Origin of the sequence: Protofrankia sp. BMG5.30, assembly GCF_001983005.1 — a bacterium.
GTDB lineage: Bacteria > Actinomycetota > Actinomycetes > Frankiales > Frankiaceae > Protofrankia > Protofrankia coriariae.
This window is the reverse complement of sequence record NZ_MOME01000038.1, coordinates 63,496-79,775: the sequence shown is the minus strand read 5'-3', so window position 1 is coordinate 79,775 and position 16,280 is coordinate 63,496. Positions and strand designations below refer to the sequence as shown.

The window sequence follows — 16,280 nt, the reverse complement described above, 5'->3', positions numbered from 1 at the left end:
GGCGGTAGTCGTCCATTAATCTCCGTTGTTCGGACTGTTCGCGATCCGGGGGCATCCGCCGTCATCTCTGGGCTTGGCTGTACGCGAATGGCGGCTGTACTGGGGGAGGCAGTTGGAGTGTGAAACCGCGGTGTCTACGAAGGGAAGAAGCCAGGCTGCCGCAGCAACCGTACGTGACTGTCTGAGGGCAGGCCAACCCGTCCCAGTAGAACCAGAGCGAATGCCAAGTTGGGCTGTATTCATCGCTCCGTGGATCCGGTATGATCGATCGATGGTAGCACCTTGAGGTGCTCGCGGAGAAATATACAGGAGGCGGGGTGGGTAGACCGGACTTTGCGGCCGGGGTGAAGAACGCTCTATTTACGCTCGCCCGGGGATATTGCTATGAACCTAGTTACAGAGAGCCGGTGATGAAGTTCGTCGATGGCGAACCTCTCACAAATGTTGATGTTGCGCATATCTGTGCGTTAGAACCGAGYGGAGCCCGCTACGACCCGGCGATGTCGCTTGCCGAACGTCAGGCTTTCGGTAACCTAATACTTCTTTGTACCGTACATCATAAGGTCATCGATCGAACCCCGACCCGAGACCGGTACCCGGCCTCTCTTCTACGTGAATGGAAAAAGAAGGCAGAAGGCGACCTGGGTAATCGCCTAAAGGCGTTGTCTGCGGTCACAGAACAGCGACTGGAAAATATGATAGGTGAAGCAGTAGAAGCGACTCGCGAGGGAATTGATGCCGCCCTCGACGACATCGCTACCACGAATCAGGAAATTGCATTCGCAATTAGAGAGCTGGTTTATGAAGCCTTTGATCGACCGCAGCTTGATGTCGATGCGATCGAGTTGCTCGCCCACTCGGCCCGTATGCTTGGCGGTCTTGAGGAAAATGYAATGACGCTTCACAGTGCGGCAAAAATGCTACAAGATATAGAGAATCATGCTTATTTGCTCGACTCTGCAGCGGACAAGCTGAAAAGAGTCGATGTTGATAGCTGGTCGGAGCGTCRCCAAAATAATTTTAATGTCGCGGATCGACAGATCGATTCTGCGTCAAGGGTGCCAGTAGTCAGATATTCCAGTCCCGATCGATGGATCTATTTCAGAAATGGCGTAATTCTTGGTGGTATGCTGTTCATCTCTCTTTGGATCTTCATGGTAACCCGCAAATGATCTAGCAGCGGATTCTGGCTCAACTCTAGATTTTTGACCACTGTCAGGTTTTACAGGTAATGGTTTACGACTTCTAGATTCTTTGTGATCTAGCTGATGTCCAATCCCACGGCTGGCCCCATTTTGGGGAGAATCTTAAAAGACAGAAAGGGAGCATGCCTGAGACTCTTCAAGCGTTGACGATCGCGACCGTAGCAGTCTTGCCAGGTGCAGCTTATACGTTTACCGTTGAGAGAATTGTAGGCGCATTTGGAAGCACCGTATCGGACAGAGTTATTCGATTCATTGCCGTTAGCGCACTGTTTCATGCCGTCTTCTCCGTGCTTACTTATATAATTTATTGTGACTATATCCATACCGGCAAGCTTGCGAATGGCAAGATATCGCTTTGGCTTATTGAGATAAYGAGTCTGGCATACATACTAATTCCAATCTCGTGTGGCTTGTTTGTGGGGACGGCATGGCGTAAGAACTGGAGGTGGGTAAGGATCGTCACTGGTCCTGCTCCCGCGCCTCGCGCCTGGGATCATCTATTCGCGAGAGGTCCGCAGGGGTACATCAGAATTAAGCTAAAGTCCGGAATATGGGTCGCTGGATTCTATGGACCGAGTCCAACTGGCCTCAACTCGTATGCTGCGGGCTACCCGAGTGAACCCGACTTACTAGTCTCGCGTACAATAGAAGTAAATGGTGCGACCGGTGACTTCATACTAGAAGACGGACGTCCTAAGAGTAGAAACTCGGCGTTACTTCTTCGCTGGGAAGAAATTGAGCTTCTTGAGTTTGCGGAGGTAATATGAACGATCAATTCGAAAAAATATTGACACTTGATGAAAAGAGKGGTGGCTACCCGAGCTCGGGGAAAGTTGTCAACGAGCTTCCGCCTCCTCCTCCAGGACCTGGCCCTGGTTCAGAAGGCGGATCGGGTGCTTCGTCTTCAGAACAGGGTGACTCACGATGAGCGAGTCTGAGCGAGACCTTGCGATTACAGGAGTGCCGGATGGTGTTGGTGATGCTATATTGGGTGGCGGATACCCAGCCAAGGGTGAATTAATTTTTTCCCTGCCTGATCCTCCCATTGGGACTGCCCCGGGTATGCCTGCGGAGAGCACGCCACCTGCTTCGCAGGCAACTTCTTCGGGTGAAAACCAAGCATCTCCATCCGTATCTGCCACCGATTCTCGGCCGTAATTATTCCACAAGAAGCCAGCTTAGATATTCTTTGCTTTGCTGGCTTTTGCCGCTCCCCTTGCACGCGCGCCGGGCGGCACAGAGTTCGGTAGCGCGATTTTTTGTCCGGATCCCAAGTGCGGGTCTGCGGGGTGGCGGGTCGGCGACGCGCCCGGCCCCCAGGCCGCGCGCAGGCGGTCGCGCGGCCTGGCAGCATCGAACGCTGCCACAACGGTTCCAGCGGCGGACGGCTGGCCCGCCCCGCGTACAGCCACAAGATCGACCCACGCCGTTGGCTGACCCCCACGCTCGTCGTGCCAGATCACAGCCCTGCCTGCGTCTACCGGCATCCATCACAGTTCGCCGGCGGACGCGGGCTTGACTTGTTCGGCGTCGGGGCCGGTCGCCACGTTACATGCCTACATGTCCGAGGTTCGTTGTAACGTRATCCTCCATGAGAAGATCCGGGGGCTTACGTACAACCACCCGCGTCGGAGGACATGCGGCCCTTGAGCTGATGGGATTTCRATCATGACCGACTATCATCTTGAGGTCGGAGAATCCAAGATTCGCCAATATGCAAATAGAAAGCCTATAGACGCGGTTGCGGAGCTAGTCTGGAACTCCCTGGACGCCAATGCAAAGAAGGTCCGAATAGACTTTAAAAGAACAGCAATGCAAGCTCTCGAGCGGATTCTTGTCATTGACGACGGCGACGGCATAACTCCCGAACAGGCTCGAAGCTCATTCCTAGAGTACGGCGATACAYGGAAAGCATTTCGAACTCACACCAAGGGCAATCAAAGAATCCTTCACGGTAAAAAGGGCGAGGGGCGCCTTTTTGGTTTCGCCTTGGGGAGTTTCCTAACCTGGRACTCGATAGTAACGATTGATGGAAAAAACTATCGTACGAAGATCTACGCAGAAACATCGCGCCCTACGCATTGGCGCATCGACGAGCCTGTTGCGACCTCCGATCCTACAGGGACCACTGTCACAATTCTGGTGCCACAGGGGAAAAGGCTGGGGTCCMTTGAAGTGCCAGAAGCTAGATCTAACCTCACGGCGCGCCTTGCTTTCTACTTGAGAGCCTACAACTTTGTCTCTGTCATCTACGATGGCAAGGAACTCGACGTCGAGTCGATAATTAGCGAGATCGTTGATCTGCAGATCGAYTTGCCCTCTGAGTACGMGGAAGATTCTCGACCCYCATTCGTGACGTTTGTAGAGTGGAAAGAGCGAACGCGCAACCGTAAGCTGCTGGTCTGCAACGCAGATGGAATCGCACTCGCCGAACACGGGCAGGACTGGACCGAGCCAGTTGTTTCTTTCACTCCCTATCTAAGATCGGATCGATTCAATAATCAGAGCAGCGAAGAACTTCACCTTCTGGAGATGAGTCATTCACCGCTTCTCTACGCTGCGGAGAAGGCGATACGGAAGCATCTTTCTAAACGACACAAAGAAATTTCAGGCCAGGTCGTACAGCAGTTGAAGGACGAGGGGATTTACCCCTACATCGGGGCTGCTAGGGACGCTACAGAAGTCGTAGAACGGCAGACTTTCGACTTAGTAGTAACTGTTRCCAGGTCGGCCTTGCCTGGAAAGGGTGATCCGCGAAAGCTGTCCGTAAACCTAATTAGGTCCGCACTAGAGAGCAACCCTGGTTCTCTCCATGACATACTAGAAAAGGTCTTGTCGCTCACCCAGGAGGAGCGGGACCACCTTTCGCACCTCCTGGAACAAACGGAACTGACAAACGTAATTAGCGCAGCAACAACTGTCACAAATCGGCTGAACTTTATTGGTGGGCTTCGTAAGATCTTCGCAGATAGAGATGCAAGAGTCGAGCTACGCGAGGTAGACCAGCTTCATCCGATGGTAGCGCGCAACCYTTGGCTGTTCGGCGAAGAATGGACACTCGCTCGTTCGGAGATAGGATTGACGTCTGCACTGGCCTCGCACTTGCATCTTTTAGGCGACGAGATTGTACTTGAAGCAAACCTAAAGACAGTCCGGCGAGAGGATGGACGCACAGGCCGCGTAGACATTCTTCTTTATCGTRGCATCGGGGACGAGCGTCAGAACGAACGGCTTATCGTGGAGCTGAAGCGGCCGTCACTGCCTGTTGGAAAGGAAGAACTCTATCAGATTAAATCATACGCTCGTGCGATCGTAGAAGATCCACAGTTCCGAGGTACTGCATGCAAATGGAAATTCGTACTTGTCACCTATGACACTCACACGGAGATTCGCCGAGATATCAGGCAGGTAGGGAAAGCGCCGGGCCTTGCCGACGATCAGGACGAGTACCAGGTTTGGGTGAAGACATGGGGAGAAATCTTTGACGAGACCGAGCGGAAACTGTGGTTCTTCCGGGAGCAGTTGAAGTTCGAAGCTACCGACGACAGAGTTACGCAATACCTTCGCAATAGCTACGATAAGTACATTCCCGAGAGTCTACGCGGGGCAGAAACGGCTTCCTCGGCCCGAACCGAGGAGTGAGCCGAGGATGACCTTGCCGCACGTGGTGCGGGGTGGCGACGCGCCGGCGAGCATGGCGCGTCAGCGCCACGCGCAGCCGTCGCGCGGCGCGGCCCACGTCACGCGCTTGATCTCTAAATCGAGGGATTCGGCAACGTGCAGGCTTACTGGGTGGTGTCGTGGTGCTGGCGCCAGCGTGTGCAGTTGGTGAGGTAGGCGGGTAGGTGCTGCTCGGCGAAGGTGTCCGGGTTCCATACGGTGGGTTCGACGGTGGTGGGGTCGTTGGTGGCGTAGGTCCAGGCGTGGTCGGGCTGGTGGTCGGGGATTGTGACTCGGGTGAGGGTGTAGAAGTCGGCTTCGAACGCGTCGAGGGTGTGCCATTCGGCGGCGGTGAGGTCRTCGAGGAGTTGTCCGGACGCGGTCGCGTCGGGGTCGGGGATGAGGGCGGGGTAGACCCGTCCGGGGAGAGCTGCGACACGCCATCCGGGGACGATGGTGGATGTGCGGTGGGGGTCGCGGTCGATGAGGGTGTGGACCACGTCAGGGAACAGGAGTGTTCCGTAGACGAACAGGGGTGCCGGGTCCGCCGGGAGGGGGGCCAGCCGGCCAGAGGTCGGCAAGGTCGGTCGGGGTGAGGGGTTGTTGGTAGGCGGCATGGAAGACCTTTCCTACGGTGGTGGTGTCGGCGGTGTCGGCGAGGGTGACGAACCAGTCGATCCCGGCCGGGTAGGACCACAGGTAGGAGCGCAGGAGCGGGTCTGCGCCGCGGTCGGTGAGGATGTCGGCAATCTGGGTGTCGTCCCAGAACGGCACCCGGACGCGGGCGTGCGCGGCACAGCCGGCGACGGTAACCCMGGTGTYGATGGCCTGGTGCAGTTCGGCGCGGACGAGCTGAAGGTAGTGGTCGAGACGGACCCGGGCGATGAGCGGTTCGTCGGCGGCGGCGACGAACAGGGGGAGGGCTTGGGCGAGTCCTTCGAGCAGGATTTGATGGGGTGCGTGGACGGACAGCAGCCGCACCCACGGCACGTCATTACCGGCGCAGTGTGCGGCGTAGCTGGCGCTTTGGAGGGCGTGGCCGAGGATTTCATGCAACGCGAACTGGCGGATGCGGACCTGGGTGAAGGTGGCGTTGCGGAGGTTGAACCGTAGCCGTACGTTCTGGCCGGCGCCGTCGAGCCAGTACGACCAGTAGGCGTCCACATCCACCGTTTCGATGGCCAGCGTGTACGGTGCGGCGCTGCCCACGAGGGTGCGCACGGCGGGTTCGGCGTTGGTGGCGGCGGCGCGGATGAGCTCGGGGGYGTCGACCGGATCGACCGGGATTTCGGCGGCGGTCAGATCGGCGCCGGTATTCGGCCCCCACCCGATGCCGAGGGTGGCGAGGCTGGTGCGGGCGCGGTCCCCCACGGCGGTGACGTACTCGTCGGGCCATCCTGCGGCCGGGCATCCCTGCGTGCGGGTGACGTAGCTGTCCAGGTCGGTGCGGACGCCTAGCAGGGCGTCCAGGTAGGCGAGGTGGGCGGCTGTCCGCTGGCTGAGCGCCGGGTTGTCCTCGGCCAGGGCGCGGCGGTGCAGGTCGGTCAGGCGGGCATGGACGTCTAGGCGGTTGCCGGCCGGGGTGACCGGTTCGCCGGTGGGGGCGCAGTCGTAGTCGATGATCGCGGGTGCGCCGCGGGTCTGTTCGTAGGCGTCCCAGGCCCGCAGGACGGTTTCGATGTCGTCACGCAGGGGCACGGGTGACATCCCAGCGGAGGGTGACGGCCTGGCCGGGGCCGAGATCGCGACGGACCAGCTCGATGATGATGTCCGTGCCGTCGCTGGTGACGGTCAGGCTGTCGGTGGCGGTGACCTCGTAGCCGTCGGCGTATTCCTCGGCGGCGGTGCAGCGGGTGAGACTGGCCGCGCCGCGGTGACGCAACCGGATCGTCAGGATGCCGGTGGGACGGGTGATGGACTGCCGCCAGTAGTGATCGGAGACGAACTGTCCGCCTTCGCAGGTGTAGCCGACGGACGCCGAGGCACCGGGCTGGATCGCGGGGAAGATCTGACAGGCAAACTTGGCCATCGACGGGGTGTCGTGGATCCGCTGGATGATGACGTTGTGCCCGTCGCTGGGCAGCGCGGTGAGGGCCAGCGGGCCGCGGGTGTTCTCGAACCACAGCTCGCGGGCCAGGCGGGTCAGCGGCCGCGGGCCGGGGTTGAACAGGTCGTGGCGGTAGGTGATCGTCGCCCAGCCGTCCACGGCGATGTCGAGATCGACGGTCAGGCTGTGGTCCTCGGCGCCCCGCGGAGGCTCGTCACCCGACGGCGCGGCGGGTGGCGTCTCGTGAACGGGCGCGGACACTGCGGGCGGCTGAGCGGGGACCGTACCGGTTGACGTGACCTCTTCCCACGGGCGGGGGGCCAGGCGCAGGGCGGCGCCGGGGATGCGCAGGGCGTCGGCGATGCGTTCGATCAGGTCGATGGAGACGATGCGTTCCTGCCCGCGCATGATCCGGCTGACCCGGCTTTGAGTGAGCCCGTCGACCGGGGAGGCGATGCGGTCCTGACTGGCGCCGTCGTACTTCTTCAACAGCCGGAAGATGGTGGCGAAGTCGCGGGCGTGCAGCGCCGCGCGCATGTCGTCCCGGTCGAGTAACTGCGGGGAGACGGTGTAGGGGCCGGTGGTGGACGGCATCTCGCCTTCTGTTGGTGGAGCCGACAGCCGGGGTCAGCGGTGTGCAGGACGGCATGCTGACAGTAGCGCGTCCATGCCAGGTTGGTATGGCACCGGTGCGGCATTCCGCCGGTTGTGTACCGGTCACCAACCGCCTTCCTGCGGCTATCCGGCCGGACGGATCACACCGACGCCGTATGCGGACTTGGCGTTTCGCGGGTGGCATGCCGGCGGTGAGCCTGGTGTCCAACCGGTCCGGTTCCGCGTCGAGTGCGTCGTCTCCGCGGGGCCGGGCCGGCGTCCAGAAGCCGACGATGGGATGGGACGGTGGAGCCGGTGACGACGGCCGAGGCGGGCACGGTGGACGGCGGGCGGGATGGGCGGGTACCCCTGCTGTACGGGGTGATCCGCTTCGAACCGGGAGGGGAACGACGGGTCCGCGACACGACGATCACGTTTGATTCTCCCGGGTCGGCGGAGCTGTTCGCCATCGAGCAGGGCTGGCACGACTATCAGGTCACGCCGCTGTTCTTCTTCGTCGACGCCGTGACGCCCCCGGCGGGTAGCCGGATGCTGCTGGATGCGGCGCTGGCACGGGCGGCACGGCGGGCGGGTGGCCGCCGGTGAGCAGGACGCGGCGGGCGGCCGGAGCGGGCGAGTATGCGGTGACGGTCCCACCGGCGGCGCGTCCGGCGGACCTGCTGCGGATGTGGGCGACGCTGCCGGACGATGTGCGGTTCGTGGAGGCGTTCGGGGACGTTGAGGTGACCTTGCTGTTCCAGCCGGTCCAGCCGGTCCAGCCGGTGGACGGTCCGCGGTCCTGCCGGGAGGTACCGGATGCGGCTGGTGGGGCGGTCCTCGGGCTGCCCGAGGACACGCCGCGGGCGGCGGCGTGGATGACCTCGGGTGAGCGGACGGCGTACTGGGCCGGGCGGGTTGAGGCGTTGGCCGCGGTCCGCCGCGCGTTGGCGGTGGTGCTGGTGCCACCGGCCGCACCGGACTGATCGGATGCGGTAGAGGCGGCCGTCAGGCCGTATGGCACAGAGGGGCTGAGCCCGGGACACGGGAGAGAGCGTGTCCGCCGGGATCAGCCCCTTTTACGCGTTCTCGGAGGCGGTGTCGCGTTCACCGATGATCTGTTCGACGGTTTCCAGTCGGCGGTCGATGTCGATGAGACGGTCCTCGATCCTGCGCAGGGTGCTGGTGACCGGCTCGTCGGCGCTACCGGGCGTGCCGGGCGGCTGGCCGGTAAGCAGCACGGTTATCAGGTAGTCGTCGGGCCAGTCGAGCGCGCGGGCGAGCGCGGTCAACGTCTTGTTCTGGAACCGGCGTCCGGTGCCGTGCTGGACGAGCCGGACCGTGGACACCGACACCCCGGACGCTTCGGCGAGCTGCTGTTGGCCGATGCGGCGGGCGGCCATCCGGGCGTTGAGTGCCGCCGCGACGGCGGCCCAGTCCTCGCCGTCGACCGGTCGACGGGCGGTATAGACCCGAGAGGTATTCCGGTCAGTCATGGCCCGCATATTAGCGGGATAGCAAGCGAGATTTCGACGGAACCCCGGTGTCATACCAGGTCGGTATGAACAAGTGGCTTTCGCATCGCCGGTCAGACTGATTCGGTATGGCTCTTATACTGGGGGCGCATACGCCGGTTGTATACGGGTTGAGTAGCGGTTGCCAAGTGGTCCACTGTGTATCTCGGCAGGCCGGGCGGTCACCCACGACAACCCGRCAGGAAGGCGAGAGGCAGACGACGATGGCGATACCGCGACGGATTCCCGTGGCGTTCGCGGCCGTGTTCCCCCACGGCGCGTACGTGCTCGGGGTGGAACCGGCCAGCGACTATGAGAAGAGCAAGGCGGGCATCCTGGATGCGCAGGAGCGGGACAAGGACACCGGCGAGTTGGTGTGGGTGGCACGGGTGGTGGACGCGGATCCCAAGGCGCGTGCGGGGTCGGCGGAAGTGAAGGTGAAGATCTCATCTCCTGTCCGGCCGGTGCCCCCGGAGCCGATGCCGGGCACGCCGTTCCGGCCGGTGGAGTTCGACGGGCTGACGCTCACACCGTGGGTKAGCACGAACGGTACCCAGCCGCGGCAGGAATTCGCGTTGCGGGCAACCGGCATGCGACCGGTCCGGACAACGGCCGGTGGGCGGGGCTCGACGGGGGCGGYGGCATGAAACGATCCCAGGAGCGTTCGACGTCGATTGTCTCCCTGCACGTCGGGCCGGACGCGTCGGTGACATGCCGTTCCCACGACCACCGGCCACCGTTCCTCATGCTGCGTGTCGGTGGAACCTCGGTGAACCTCACTACCGCGGGCCGGGCGGTGACCCGCACTCATATCGCGTTCGCATATGCACTGCGAGATGCCGTGAACGATTTCCTCATCGAATGCGAAGCGCTCCGTCTGCCGGACGACTCCGAAACATTCGGTGATGGCCCGGCGATAGCGGCCTGATCCGCGGTCTTCTTCTCGACGGTCCGGGACGGCTGTAGAACGCGGCTGGCCAGCCTCCCGGACCTCGGTCTTCTCTTTTCTTCTGATGCAGGGTGGGTGTGATCTGTCATGGCCAGAATCAACGGCTCCCGGCCGTTTCCCGAGGTGCCGACCCGGCATCCGAAAGTCGACGTGCCGCTGTGGGTGGTGCTGGTCGGGCTGGCCGGGCGGATATGCGCCCGGCTGGTGCTCTTTGTGCTGCGGCATCCGGTGCTGGTGGGTCTGTTGCTGACGGTGGCGATGATCCGGGACCGGTGGGGGCTGGCCGGGTTGGGCCTGGTGCTCCTCGCCGTCGTGGTGCTGGCGGTGGGGTGGCGGCTGGCGCACCGCCGGTCGTTCGCCTGGCTGGCCCGCTGGCTGCGTGGCCGGCTGCGGCTGCTCATGGTGTACCGGTGGCGGTGGCGGCCGGTGATGGTGCACACCGGGCTGGCGATCCGCATTCCGGTGTCCAACGGTGAYCGGGTCGCCTTCGCCGAGACCTTCCCCCGCATCCGGCAGGTCCGTTCCGACCGGTGGGCCGACCGGCTGCGGGTCGAACTGCTCTACGGGCAGACCCCGCAGCAGTGGGCGGAGCAGGCCGAGGCGTTGCGGCAGGCGTTCCGCGCGCAGGCATGCCGGGTCCGCCCGGATACCCGGGTGGGGTACATCTGGCTGGACTTCACCCACCGTGACCCGCTCGCTGACCTCGTTCCCCCGGCCGATCTCGACGGCCCCGACGCGGACGACGATGGCGGAGACGGTGACGGTTGGGATGACGACGCTCCGGTGGACCTGTCGGGGATTCCGGTGGGCCGGCGGGAGGACGGCCAACTCTGGCGGTTGCCGGTGCGCGGTGCGCATGTGCTGGTGGCCGGGGCGACCGGGGCGGGTAAGGGGTCGGTGCTCTGGTCGACGATCCGTGGGCTTGGCCCGGCGGTGCGTGCCGGGCTGGTCGAACTGTGGGTAGCCGACCCGAAGGGCGGGATGGAGCTGGCGTTCGGCCGGGGCATGTTTACCCGGTTCGCCACCGACACGGCCGGCATCGCCGACCTGCTCGATGACGCGGTATCGGTCATGCGGGAGCGGGYCGGACGGTTGCGCGGGGTTACCCGGCTGCATACCCCGACCGTGGACGAACCGCTGATCGTCGTGATCGTCGATGAGCTCGCCGCGTTGACTGCCTATGTCACCGACCGGGAGCTGAAGCGGCGGTTGTCCGCCTCGTTGCCGCTGTTGCTGTCGCAGGGCCGGGCGCCCGGGGTGGTGATGATCGGGGCTGTGCAGGACCCGCGTAAGGAGGTGCTGCCGTTTCGGGATCTGTTCCCGGTGCGGGTGGCGTTGCGGCTGACCGAAGCCGACCAGGTAGATCTTGTTCTCGGGGACGGCACCCGGGATCGCGGGGCACGGGCGGAGGAGATCCCCGAGGGGCTGCCCGGGGTCGGCTATGTGCTCGCCGACGGGCAGGCCGACCCGGTCCGGGCGCGGGCCGCCTGGATCGACGACGCCGAAATCTCCCGGATGGCCCACCGCTACCAACCACCGGTCACCGGTGCGACGTTCGACTTCGATGATCGCGACGGGGGTTGGACCCCGGACATCAACGGCTGGGCGGCATGACCGAACCGGATCGCTACGCCCCGGTGTACGTGCTGCCGGTCTGCTCCTGGTGCCGGCATCTGTGGGTGGCACACCGGGGCGATGCCGGTTGCCGGGCGCCGGTCGGGCGGGGGCGGGTGTGTGGCTGCCGGGAACCGCCCCCCGACGATCCCGACGGCGGCGGCCAGGAGCACGACGAGCACGGACAGGAGGAACAGGCAGCGTGACCGAGTCGAGCACTGAGCCTGCGGCGGGGAGCCGGGCGGCGCGGATGCGCCTGCCGCTGGCTCGGCAGGTTCTCGAGGCGGTCGCGGTCGACAACGGGGTGTGCATCCGACCGCTGGCCATGCGGAAAATCGACACCGTCACCGGGGAGAGCGAAACCGTCCCGGTGCCGTGCGGGGCCACGTTGGCATCGAAGTGCCCGCCGTGCGCGGACCGGGCACGCAAGCTGCGGATGGCGCAGTGCAAGGCCGGTTGGCACCTCGACGACGAACCGCTCCCCGACCCGGACCCGCCCGGCGACGACGCGAAAACCCTTGTCCAGCTCCGCGCCGATCTCGAAGCCGTCCGCGTCGACGCGGTCACCGGCCACGACGTGGAGCAGGTCACCGAGGTGGATGATCTGATCTCGCAGGTCGACGCCGCGTTGACCGACCTCGGTGTCCGTGGGAAGACCGCCCCGGATACTCGGGATCGGCCCCGGCGGACCCGGTCGACGAAACGGCGGCAGGATGCCCCGGACATGCCCCGGCTGCCGGTGGAGCGGCGCACCGTGGGGCGGACGTTCACCGCGGCGGACGGGACGGTGTGGCGGCCGTCGATGTTCCTGACGTTGACCTGCGACTCGTACGGGCGGGTGACCAGCGACGGCACGCCGGTGGATCCGGAGGGCTACGACTACCGGCGGGCGGCCCGGGACGCGATCCACTTCCCCAAGCTCGTCGACCGGTTCTGGCAGAACCTCCGCCGCGCGGTCGGCTGGGACGTCCAATACTTTGCCTGCCTGGAACCGCAACGCCGGCTCGCCCCGCACCTGCACGCGGCGATACGCGGCACGATCCCGCGCGTGCTGCTCCGCCAGGTCGCGGCGGCCACCTATCACCAGGTGTGGTGGCCTGCCTGTGACCGGCCGGTCTACGGCCCGGGTCGGCTGCCGGTCTGGGAGGAGCGGGCCGGCAGCTACGTCGACCCGGACACCGGGGCACCGCTGCCGACCTGGGATGCGGCGCTGGACGCGCTCGGGGAGGATGCCGAACCCGCGCACGTGGTCCGGTTCGGGGTGCAGGTCCGTGCCGACGGGGTGACCGCGAACAACGCGAACACCGGCCGGTTGATCGGCTACCTGACGAAGTATCTGACCAAGTCGTTGGACGCCTGTCATACGGCGACCAGCGACGCGCAGCGACAGCATGTGGACCGGCTCGCCGACGCGCTGCGGTACGAACCGTGCTCGCCGACATGCGCGAACTGGCTGCTCTACGCCGTCCAGCCGAAGAACCCACGGGCCGGGCTGGTACCGGGACGCTGCCGGGGCAAGGCCCACCGGCGCGAAACCCTCGGCTTCGGCGGCCGACGGGTGCTCGTCAGCCGGAAGTGGTCGGGCAAGACGCTGACCGATCACAAGGCCGATCGGGTCGTCTGGATCCGCGAACAGCTCGAAGCGCTCGGCCAGGTTGCCACCGGCCCGGCGACCGCGACTGGTGCTGACCCGGCGCGGACGGTGTGGACGCTGCTCCGGCCCGGTGATCCAGCCGTCCCACGCCGGGAACATCTGCTGCTGCGTGCGGTCGCGGACCGTCACCGGTGGCGCGCCCAACTGGACGCGGCGCGGGCAGCGCGCGGACATCCCGACCCGATTTCGGCAGCCGACCCCGGCATGCCCCGCGCGGCCTGAGTCCTCGATCTGACGACTACCGGAGAGGAACCGTGCACAAGCTTCTTCTCACCCCGGCCGAGGCGGCGGCTGAGCTGCGGGTGAGCCGCGCGAAGCTCTATCAGTTGATGAAGGCGGGGTTGATCGACTCTGTGTTGATCGACCGGTCGCGGCGGATACCGCGGGCGGCGCTCGTCACCTATGTTGATCGGCTTCGCGGGCGTGATGGCGATGAGAAAGCAGCGTGAGTCAGTGACGGCGCGGGCTCCACCGCGGTCACTCGCGGTCGTCGCCGGTCGTGTCGGGTCGGTGTTCGGCAATCCAGCGCTCGATGTCCGCGGTTTCCCAGATCCGGCCGGCGGCGAGTTCGGCAACGGGCTTCGGGAACGTCGGGTCCTGCGCAAGCTGGCTCACGCGCTGACGGCTGATCCCGAGTCGTTTTCCGATCTCCGCGGCGCCCATGAGGTGATGCACGACAGAAGATTACTTGACGGTTGCCTAGTTCATCCCGCAGACTCGACGCGAGCTAGGCAACCGTCAAGAGGACGGCGGTCCCGGTGGGTGCGCCAACACCACACCGGGACCTTGATCCCGACCCTTCACGTCAAGGGAGCGAGACCCATGCCCATCATTCCGCCTGCCCACGGCCCATGGCGCACCCCGTCCGGCCAACCGCCGTTCGTGACCGTTCGGCGGTCTCACACTGGCGACTGGGAAGTAACCGTCCGGCCGGGCGCAGACCCGGTCGACGTGAGCTCGGCGCTCGTCGCGCTGCCGGTGGACACCGTGTTCACCGAAGCTCTCGGGGACGTGGACATTATCCTGATCTTCCGGATGATTCCCGGATCACCGGCGCTGCTGCCAAAGGGAATCGGGAACCCGCCGGTTATTCCGGCCATGCGCTGACCCGCGCGGTTCTTTTCCCCATTTCTTTCCTGTTCCTCTGGTAGGCGTCTTTCCTGTCGGGGAGCCGGACGGGTCCAGGGTCGGCGTAGCCGATCACGTAGTGACGCGTCAGCGCCCTGGACGCGGCCGGTTCCCCGGCAGACCCTCCCACGCCCAGAGGAACGGGCCATCTACGCCACGGGACGTGAATACACGGCGTTTTCTAGCGCTTCTTCCGTGTCCTTTCTTTTCTTCTCTGTTTCGTTTTCCGGCAAGGAGTGATCTTTCGTGTTGCCTGAACCCGACGACGGACCGCGGACGGTGTCCGTGGTCGCAGCYCTGCATGAGCATCTCGACCGCGCCAACCGTGGTCAGGGCCGCTGGTTCGAGGACTCGACCGGGTATGAGGTGTTCGCCTGCGACATGGGCGACAGCCGGTACGGCTGCCCGTGGTGTGACCGGATCGCCTGGCCGGACGGCAACCCGTTGGACGGTGCCTGATGGCCGCAGGGAAGGGAAGCCGGAGAGGGAACAACGAGGGGTCGGCGTACCGGTACCGCAACGGCTGGGCCGGTCAGGTCAGCATGCCGGACGGCACGCGCAAGACCGTCTACGGCAGGACGAGAGACGCTGTCCTCGATGAAATCAAGAAGGTGCGCCGGGCTATTGATGACGGCGTGCCGGTGGTCACCACCCGGATGACGGTCGGGGAGTACCTCGAACAATGGGTAACGGTGGTGCTGCCCTCCCGGGTGGTGGCGGGCACATTGGCGGAATCAACCGCTGAATCGTATGAGCTGCTCGTCCGGCTCCACATCATCCCGGTACTGGGCCGTCACGAACTGCGGAAGCTGTCGACAGCGCATGTCCGGCAGTGGATGACGGCGAAGCTCACTGAACCGTCCGCGGCCGGTGTCGCCGCTCGTCGGCGGCGGGAGGAGGAGAAGGCACGCCGGGCCGCGGAGAAGGAAGCGCAGAAGCAGGTTGTCGGGACCGATCGGCCACAGCGACCACGTGGGCGCAAGCCTGGAAAGCCGAAGCGGGTTCAGACCCCTGAACCGAAGCCGATCAAACCGCTGTCGGCGCGCAGCGTTCGTTACCTGCTGACGATCCTGCGGCTGGCGTTGAAGGATGCCGTCCGGGAGGAACTGTTGGTCCGTAACGTCGCGGACCTGGTCCAGCCGCCGCGCAAGGACGATGCGCCGGTACGGGCGCTGACCGAGGCGGAAGCGGGCCGGGTGCTGGCGGTGGCGCTCGTCGATCGGCTCGCCGCGCTGTGGATGATCATGTTGGCGCTGGGCCTGCGCAAGGGGGAGGCGCTCGGGCTGCGCTGGGATGTCGTCGATCTGGACGCGGGCACGGTCCAGATTCGCCGCAAGCAGCGGCGGCGCCTTGTCGGCGTCGATCCGGACACGGGCCGGAAGCGGTGGGAGCTGGTCGAGGATGACCAGTTGAAGACCAAGGGGTCGAAGGCGACCCTTGCTCTGCCGGAGATGGTCGTTGTCGTGCTCCGCGAGCACAAGGCGCGGCAGAGCGCGGCGAAAGAGGYGGCGAAGGTCTGGCACGATGACGGCCTGGTGTTCACCACGGCCACCGGCCGCGGGATCCAGCCGCGGAACGTCAACCGCTGGTGGGACAAGGTCTGTGCGGATGCGGGCGTCCGCCGGACTCGTGTTCATGATCTCAGGCACACATCGGCCACGCTCCTTTTCCGTGCCGGAGTGGACCTCAACGAGATCCGGGCGTTGCTCCGCCACACGCGCATTGCCACCACGGCGGACATTTACATCGATGTCCTCGAAGACGTCCGGCGTGGGACGGCGGCGAGCATGGATACCATCCTTGACCGGCTGTTCCCGCCCACCCGGCCGGATGCTACGGAAAGTGACGATGATGCGGGTGGTGTCGGAGTGTCTGAGAGCTGATCGTTTCCAATTGCAGTACAAACTGCAGTACTAGA

19 protein-coding genes are annotated in these 16,280 nt (G+C 64.4%); 14 read left to right on the top strand and 5 right to left on the bottom strand.

Annotation, left to right across the window (positions count from 1 at the left end; translation table 11 throughout):
• The first annotated feature begins 317 nt into the window (after window positions 1–317).
• The 3 genes from BL254_RS26330 (at window position 318) to BL254_RS19080 (ending at window position 4,847) form a co-directional block, all read left to right on the top strand.
• Entirely contained in the window at window positions 318–1,172 is an 855-nt protein-coding gene (locus tag BL254_RS26330; RefSeq protein ID WP_139342404.1) for a hypothetical protein, read from the top strand.
• A gap of 155 nt (window positions 1,173–1,327) precedes the next feature.
• Window positions 1,328–1,972 carry a DUF6338 family protein gene (locus tag BL254_RS29590; RefSeq protein ID WP_371390935.1) on the top strand — a complete coding sequence of 215 codons (645 nt, stop codon included), beginning with the start codon at window positions 1,328–1,330 and terminating at the stop codon, window positions 1,970–1,972.
• Between the two features lie 901 nt (window positions 1,973–2,873).
• A complete protein-coding gene (locus BL254_RS19080) occupies window positions 2,874–4,847 on the top strand; it encodes an ATP-binding protein (protein WP_076844378.1) in 1,974 nt (657 codons plus the stop codon).
• 143 nt (window positions 4,848–4,990) lie between these two features.
• Here BL254_RS19080 and BL254_RS19075 read toward each other — a convergent pair whose 3' ends face one another.
• Genes BL254_RS19075 through BL254_RS19065 form a run of 3 tightly spaced genes read right to left on the bottom strand, consistent with a single transcriptional unit; the run spans window position 4,991 to window position 7,506 of the window.
• Complete coding sequence (locus BL254_RS19075) at window positions 4,991–5,365, bottom strand: gamma-glutamylcyclotransferase family protein (RefSeq protein ID WP_052914720.1); 375 nt, start codon at window positions 5,363–5,365, stop codon at window positions 4,991–4,993.
• Window position 5,366: 1 nt separating this feature from the next.
• The gene (locus BL254_RS19070; RefSeq protein WP_076844374.1) at window positions 5,367–6,563 is read right to left on the bottom strand and encodes a hypothetical protein; all 1,197 of its coding nucleotides are present in this window, start codon (window positions 6,561–6,563) and stop codon (window positions 5,367–5,369) included.
• A complete protein-coding gene (locus tag BL254_RS19065) occupies window positions 6,550–7,506 on the bottom strand; it encodes a helix-turn-helix domain-containing protein (RefSeq protein WP_047223790.1) in 957 nt (318 codons plus the stop codon). The genes BL254_RS19070 and BL254_RS19065 overlap by 14 nt, the downstream gene beginning before the upstream one ends.
• A 315-nt stretch (window positions 7,507–7,821) precedes the next feature.
• Here BL254_RS19065 and BL254_RS19060 point away from each other — a divergent pair, with 315 nt between their 5' ends.
• Window positions 7,822–8,112: a hypothetical protein gene (locus tag BL254_RS19060; protein ID WP_254858289.1), complete on the top strand. Its 291-nt coding sequence runs from the start codon at window positions 7,822–7,824 to the stop codon at window positions 8,110–8,112.
• Window positions 8,109–8,489 carry a hypothetical protein gene (locus BL254_RS19055; protein ID WP_052914719.1) on the top strand — a complete coding sequence of 127 codons (381 nt, stop codon included), beginning with the start codon at window positions 8,109–8,111 and terminating at the stop codon, window positions 8,487–8,489. The genes BL254_RS19060 and BL254_RS19055 overlap by 4 nt, the downstream gene beginning before the upstream one ends.
• A gap of 93 nt (window positions 8,490–8,582) precedes the next feature.
• Here BL254_RS19055 and BL254_RS19050 read toward each other — a convergent pair whose 3' ends face one another.
• Window positions 8,583–8,999 carry a helix-turn-helix domain-containing protein gene (locus tag BL254_RS19050; RefSeq protein WP_047223789.1) on the bottom strand — a complete coding sequence of 139 codons (417 nt, stop codon included), beginning with the start codon at window positions 8,997–8,999 and terminating at the stop codon, window positions 8,583–8,585.
• 242 nt (window positions 9,000–9,241) lie between these two features.
• On the opposite strand from BL254_RS19050, the gene BL254_RS19045 reads away from it, so the two are divergent.
• From BL254_RS19045 to BL254_RS19020, 6 genes are all read left to right on the top strand, one after another.
• Window positions 9,242–9,664 carry a plasmid replication, integration and excision activator gene (locus BL254_RS19045; RefSeq protein WP_076844372.1) on the top strand — a complete coding sequence of 141 codons (423 nt, stop codon included), beginning with the start codon at window positions 9,242–9,244 and terminating at the stop codon, window positions 9,662–9,664.
• Window positions 9,661–9,945, top strand: a complete 285-nt coding sequence (locus BL254_RS19040) for a hypothetical protein (RefSeq protein WP_047223787.1) — start codon at window positions 9,661–9,663, stop codon at window positions 9,943–9,945. Before BL254_RS19045 ends, BL254_RS19040 begins: the two co-directional genes overlap by 4 nt.
• A 108-nt stretch (window positions 9,946–10,053) precedes the next feature.
• Window positions 10,054–11,580: an FtsK/SpoIIIE domain-containing protein gene (locus tag BL254_RS19035; RefSeq protein ID WP_076844371.1), complete on the top strand. Its 1,527-nt coding sequence runs from the start codon at window positions 10,054–10,056 to the stop codon at window positions 11,578–11,580.
• A complete protein-coding gene (locus BL254_RS19030) occupies window positions 11,577–11,786 on the top strand; it encodes a hypothetical protein (protein WP_047223785.1) in 210 nt (69 codons plus the stop codon). The genes BL254_RS19035 and BL254_RS19030 overlap by 4 nt, the downstream gene beginning before the upstream one ends.
• A 44-nt stretch (window positions 11,787–11,830) precedes the next feature.
• Window positions 11,831–13,456 carry a replication initiator gene (locus BL254_RS19025; protein ID WP_254858295.1) on the top strand — a complete coding sequence of 542 codons (1,626 nt, stop codon included), beginning with the start codon at window positions 11,831–11,833 and terminating at the stop codon, window positions 13,454–13,456.
• Window positions 13,457–13,488: 32 nt separating this feature from the next.
• A complete protein-coding gene (locus BL254_RS19020; protein WP_047223784.1) occupies window positions 13,489–13,683 on the top strand; it encodes a helix-turn-helix domain-containing protein in 195 nt (64 codons plus the stop codon).
• A gap of 28 nt (window positions 13,684–13,711) precedes the next feature.
• On the opposite strand, the gene BL254_RS19015 is transcribed toward BL254_RS19020, so the two are convergent.
• Window positions 13,712–13,897: an AlpA family transcriptional regulator gene (locus BL254_RS19015; RefSeq protein ID WP_047223809.1), complete on the bottom strand. Its 186-nt coding sequence runs from the start codon at window positions 13,895–13,897 to the stop codon at window positions 13,712–13,714.
• Window positions 13,898–13,903: 6 nt separating this feature from the next.
• Here BL254_RS19015 and BL254_RS29000 point away from each other — a divergent pair, with 6 nt between their 5' ends.
• The 3 genes from BL254_RS29000 (at window position 13,904) to BL254_RS19000 (ending at window position 16,245) form a co-directional block, all read left to right on the top strand.
• Window positions 13,904–14,341 carry a hypothetical protein gene (locus tag BL254_RS29000; protein ID WP_371390928.1) on the top strand — a complete coding sequence of 146 codons (438 nt, stop codon included), beginning with the start codon at window positions 13,904–13,906 and terminating at the stop codon, window positions 14,339–14,341.
• Window positions 14,342–14,608: 267 nt separating this feature from the next.
• Window positions 14,609–14,821, top strand: a complete 213-nt coding sequence (locus tag BL254_RS19005; RefSeq protein WP_254858287.1) for a hypothetical protein — start codon at window positions 14,609–14,611, stop codon at window positions 14,819–14,821.
• Entirely contained in the window at window positions 14,821–16,245 is a 1,425-nt protein-coding gene (locus BL254_RS19000) for a site-specific integrase (protein ID WP_076844367.1), read from the top strand. The genes BL254_RS19005 and BL254_RS19000 overlap by 1 nt, the downstream gene beginning before the upstream one ends.
• Window positions 16,246–16,280 lie beyond the last annotated feature (35 nt).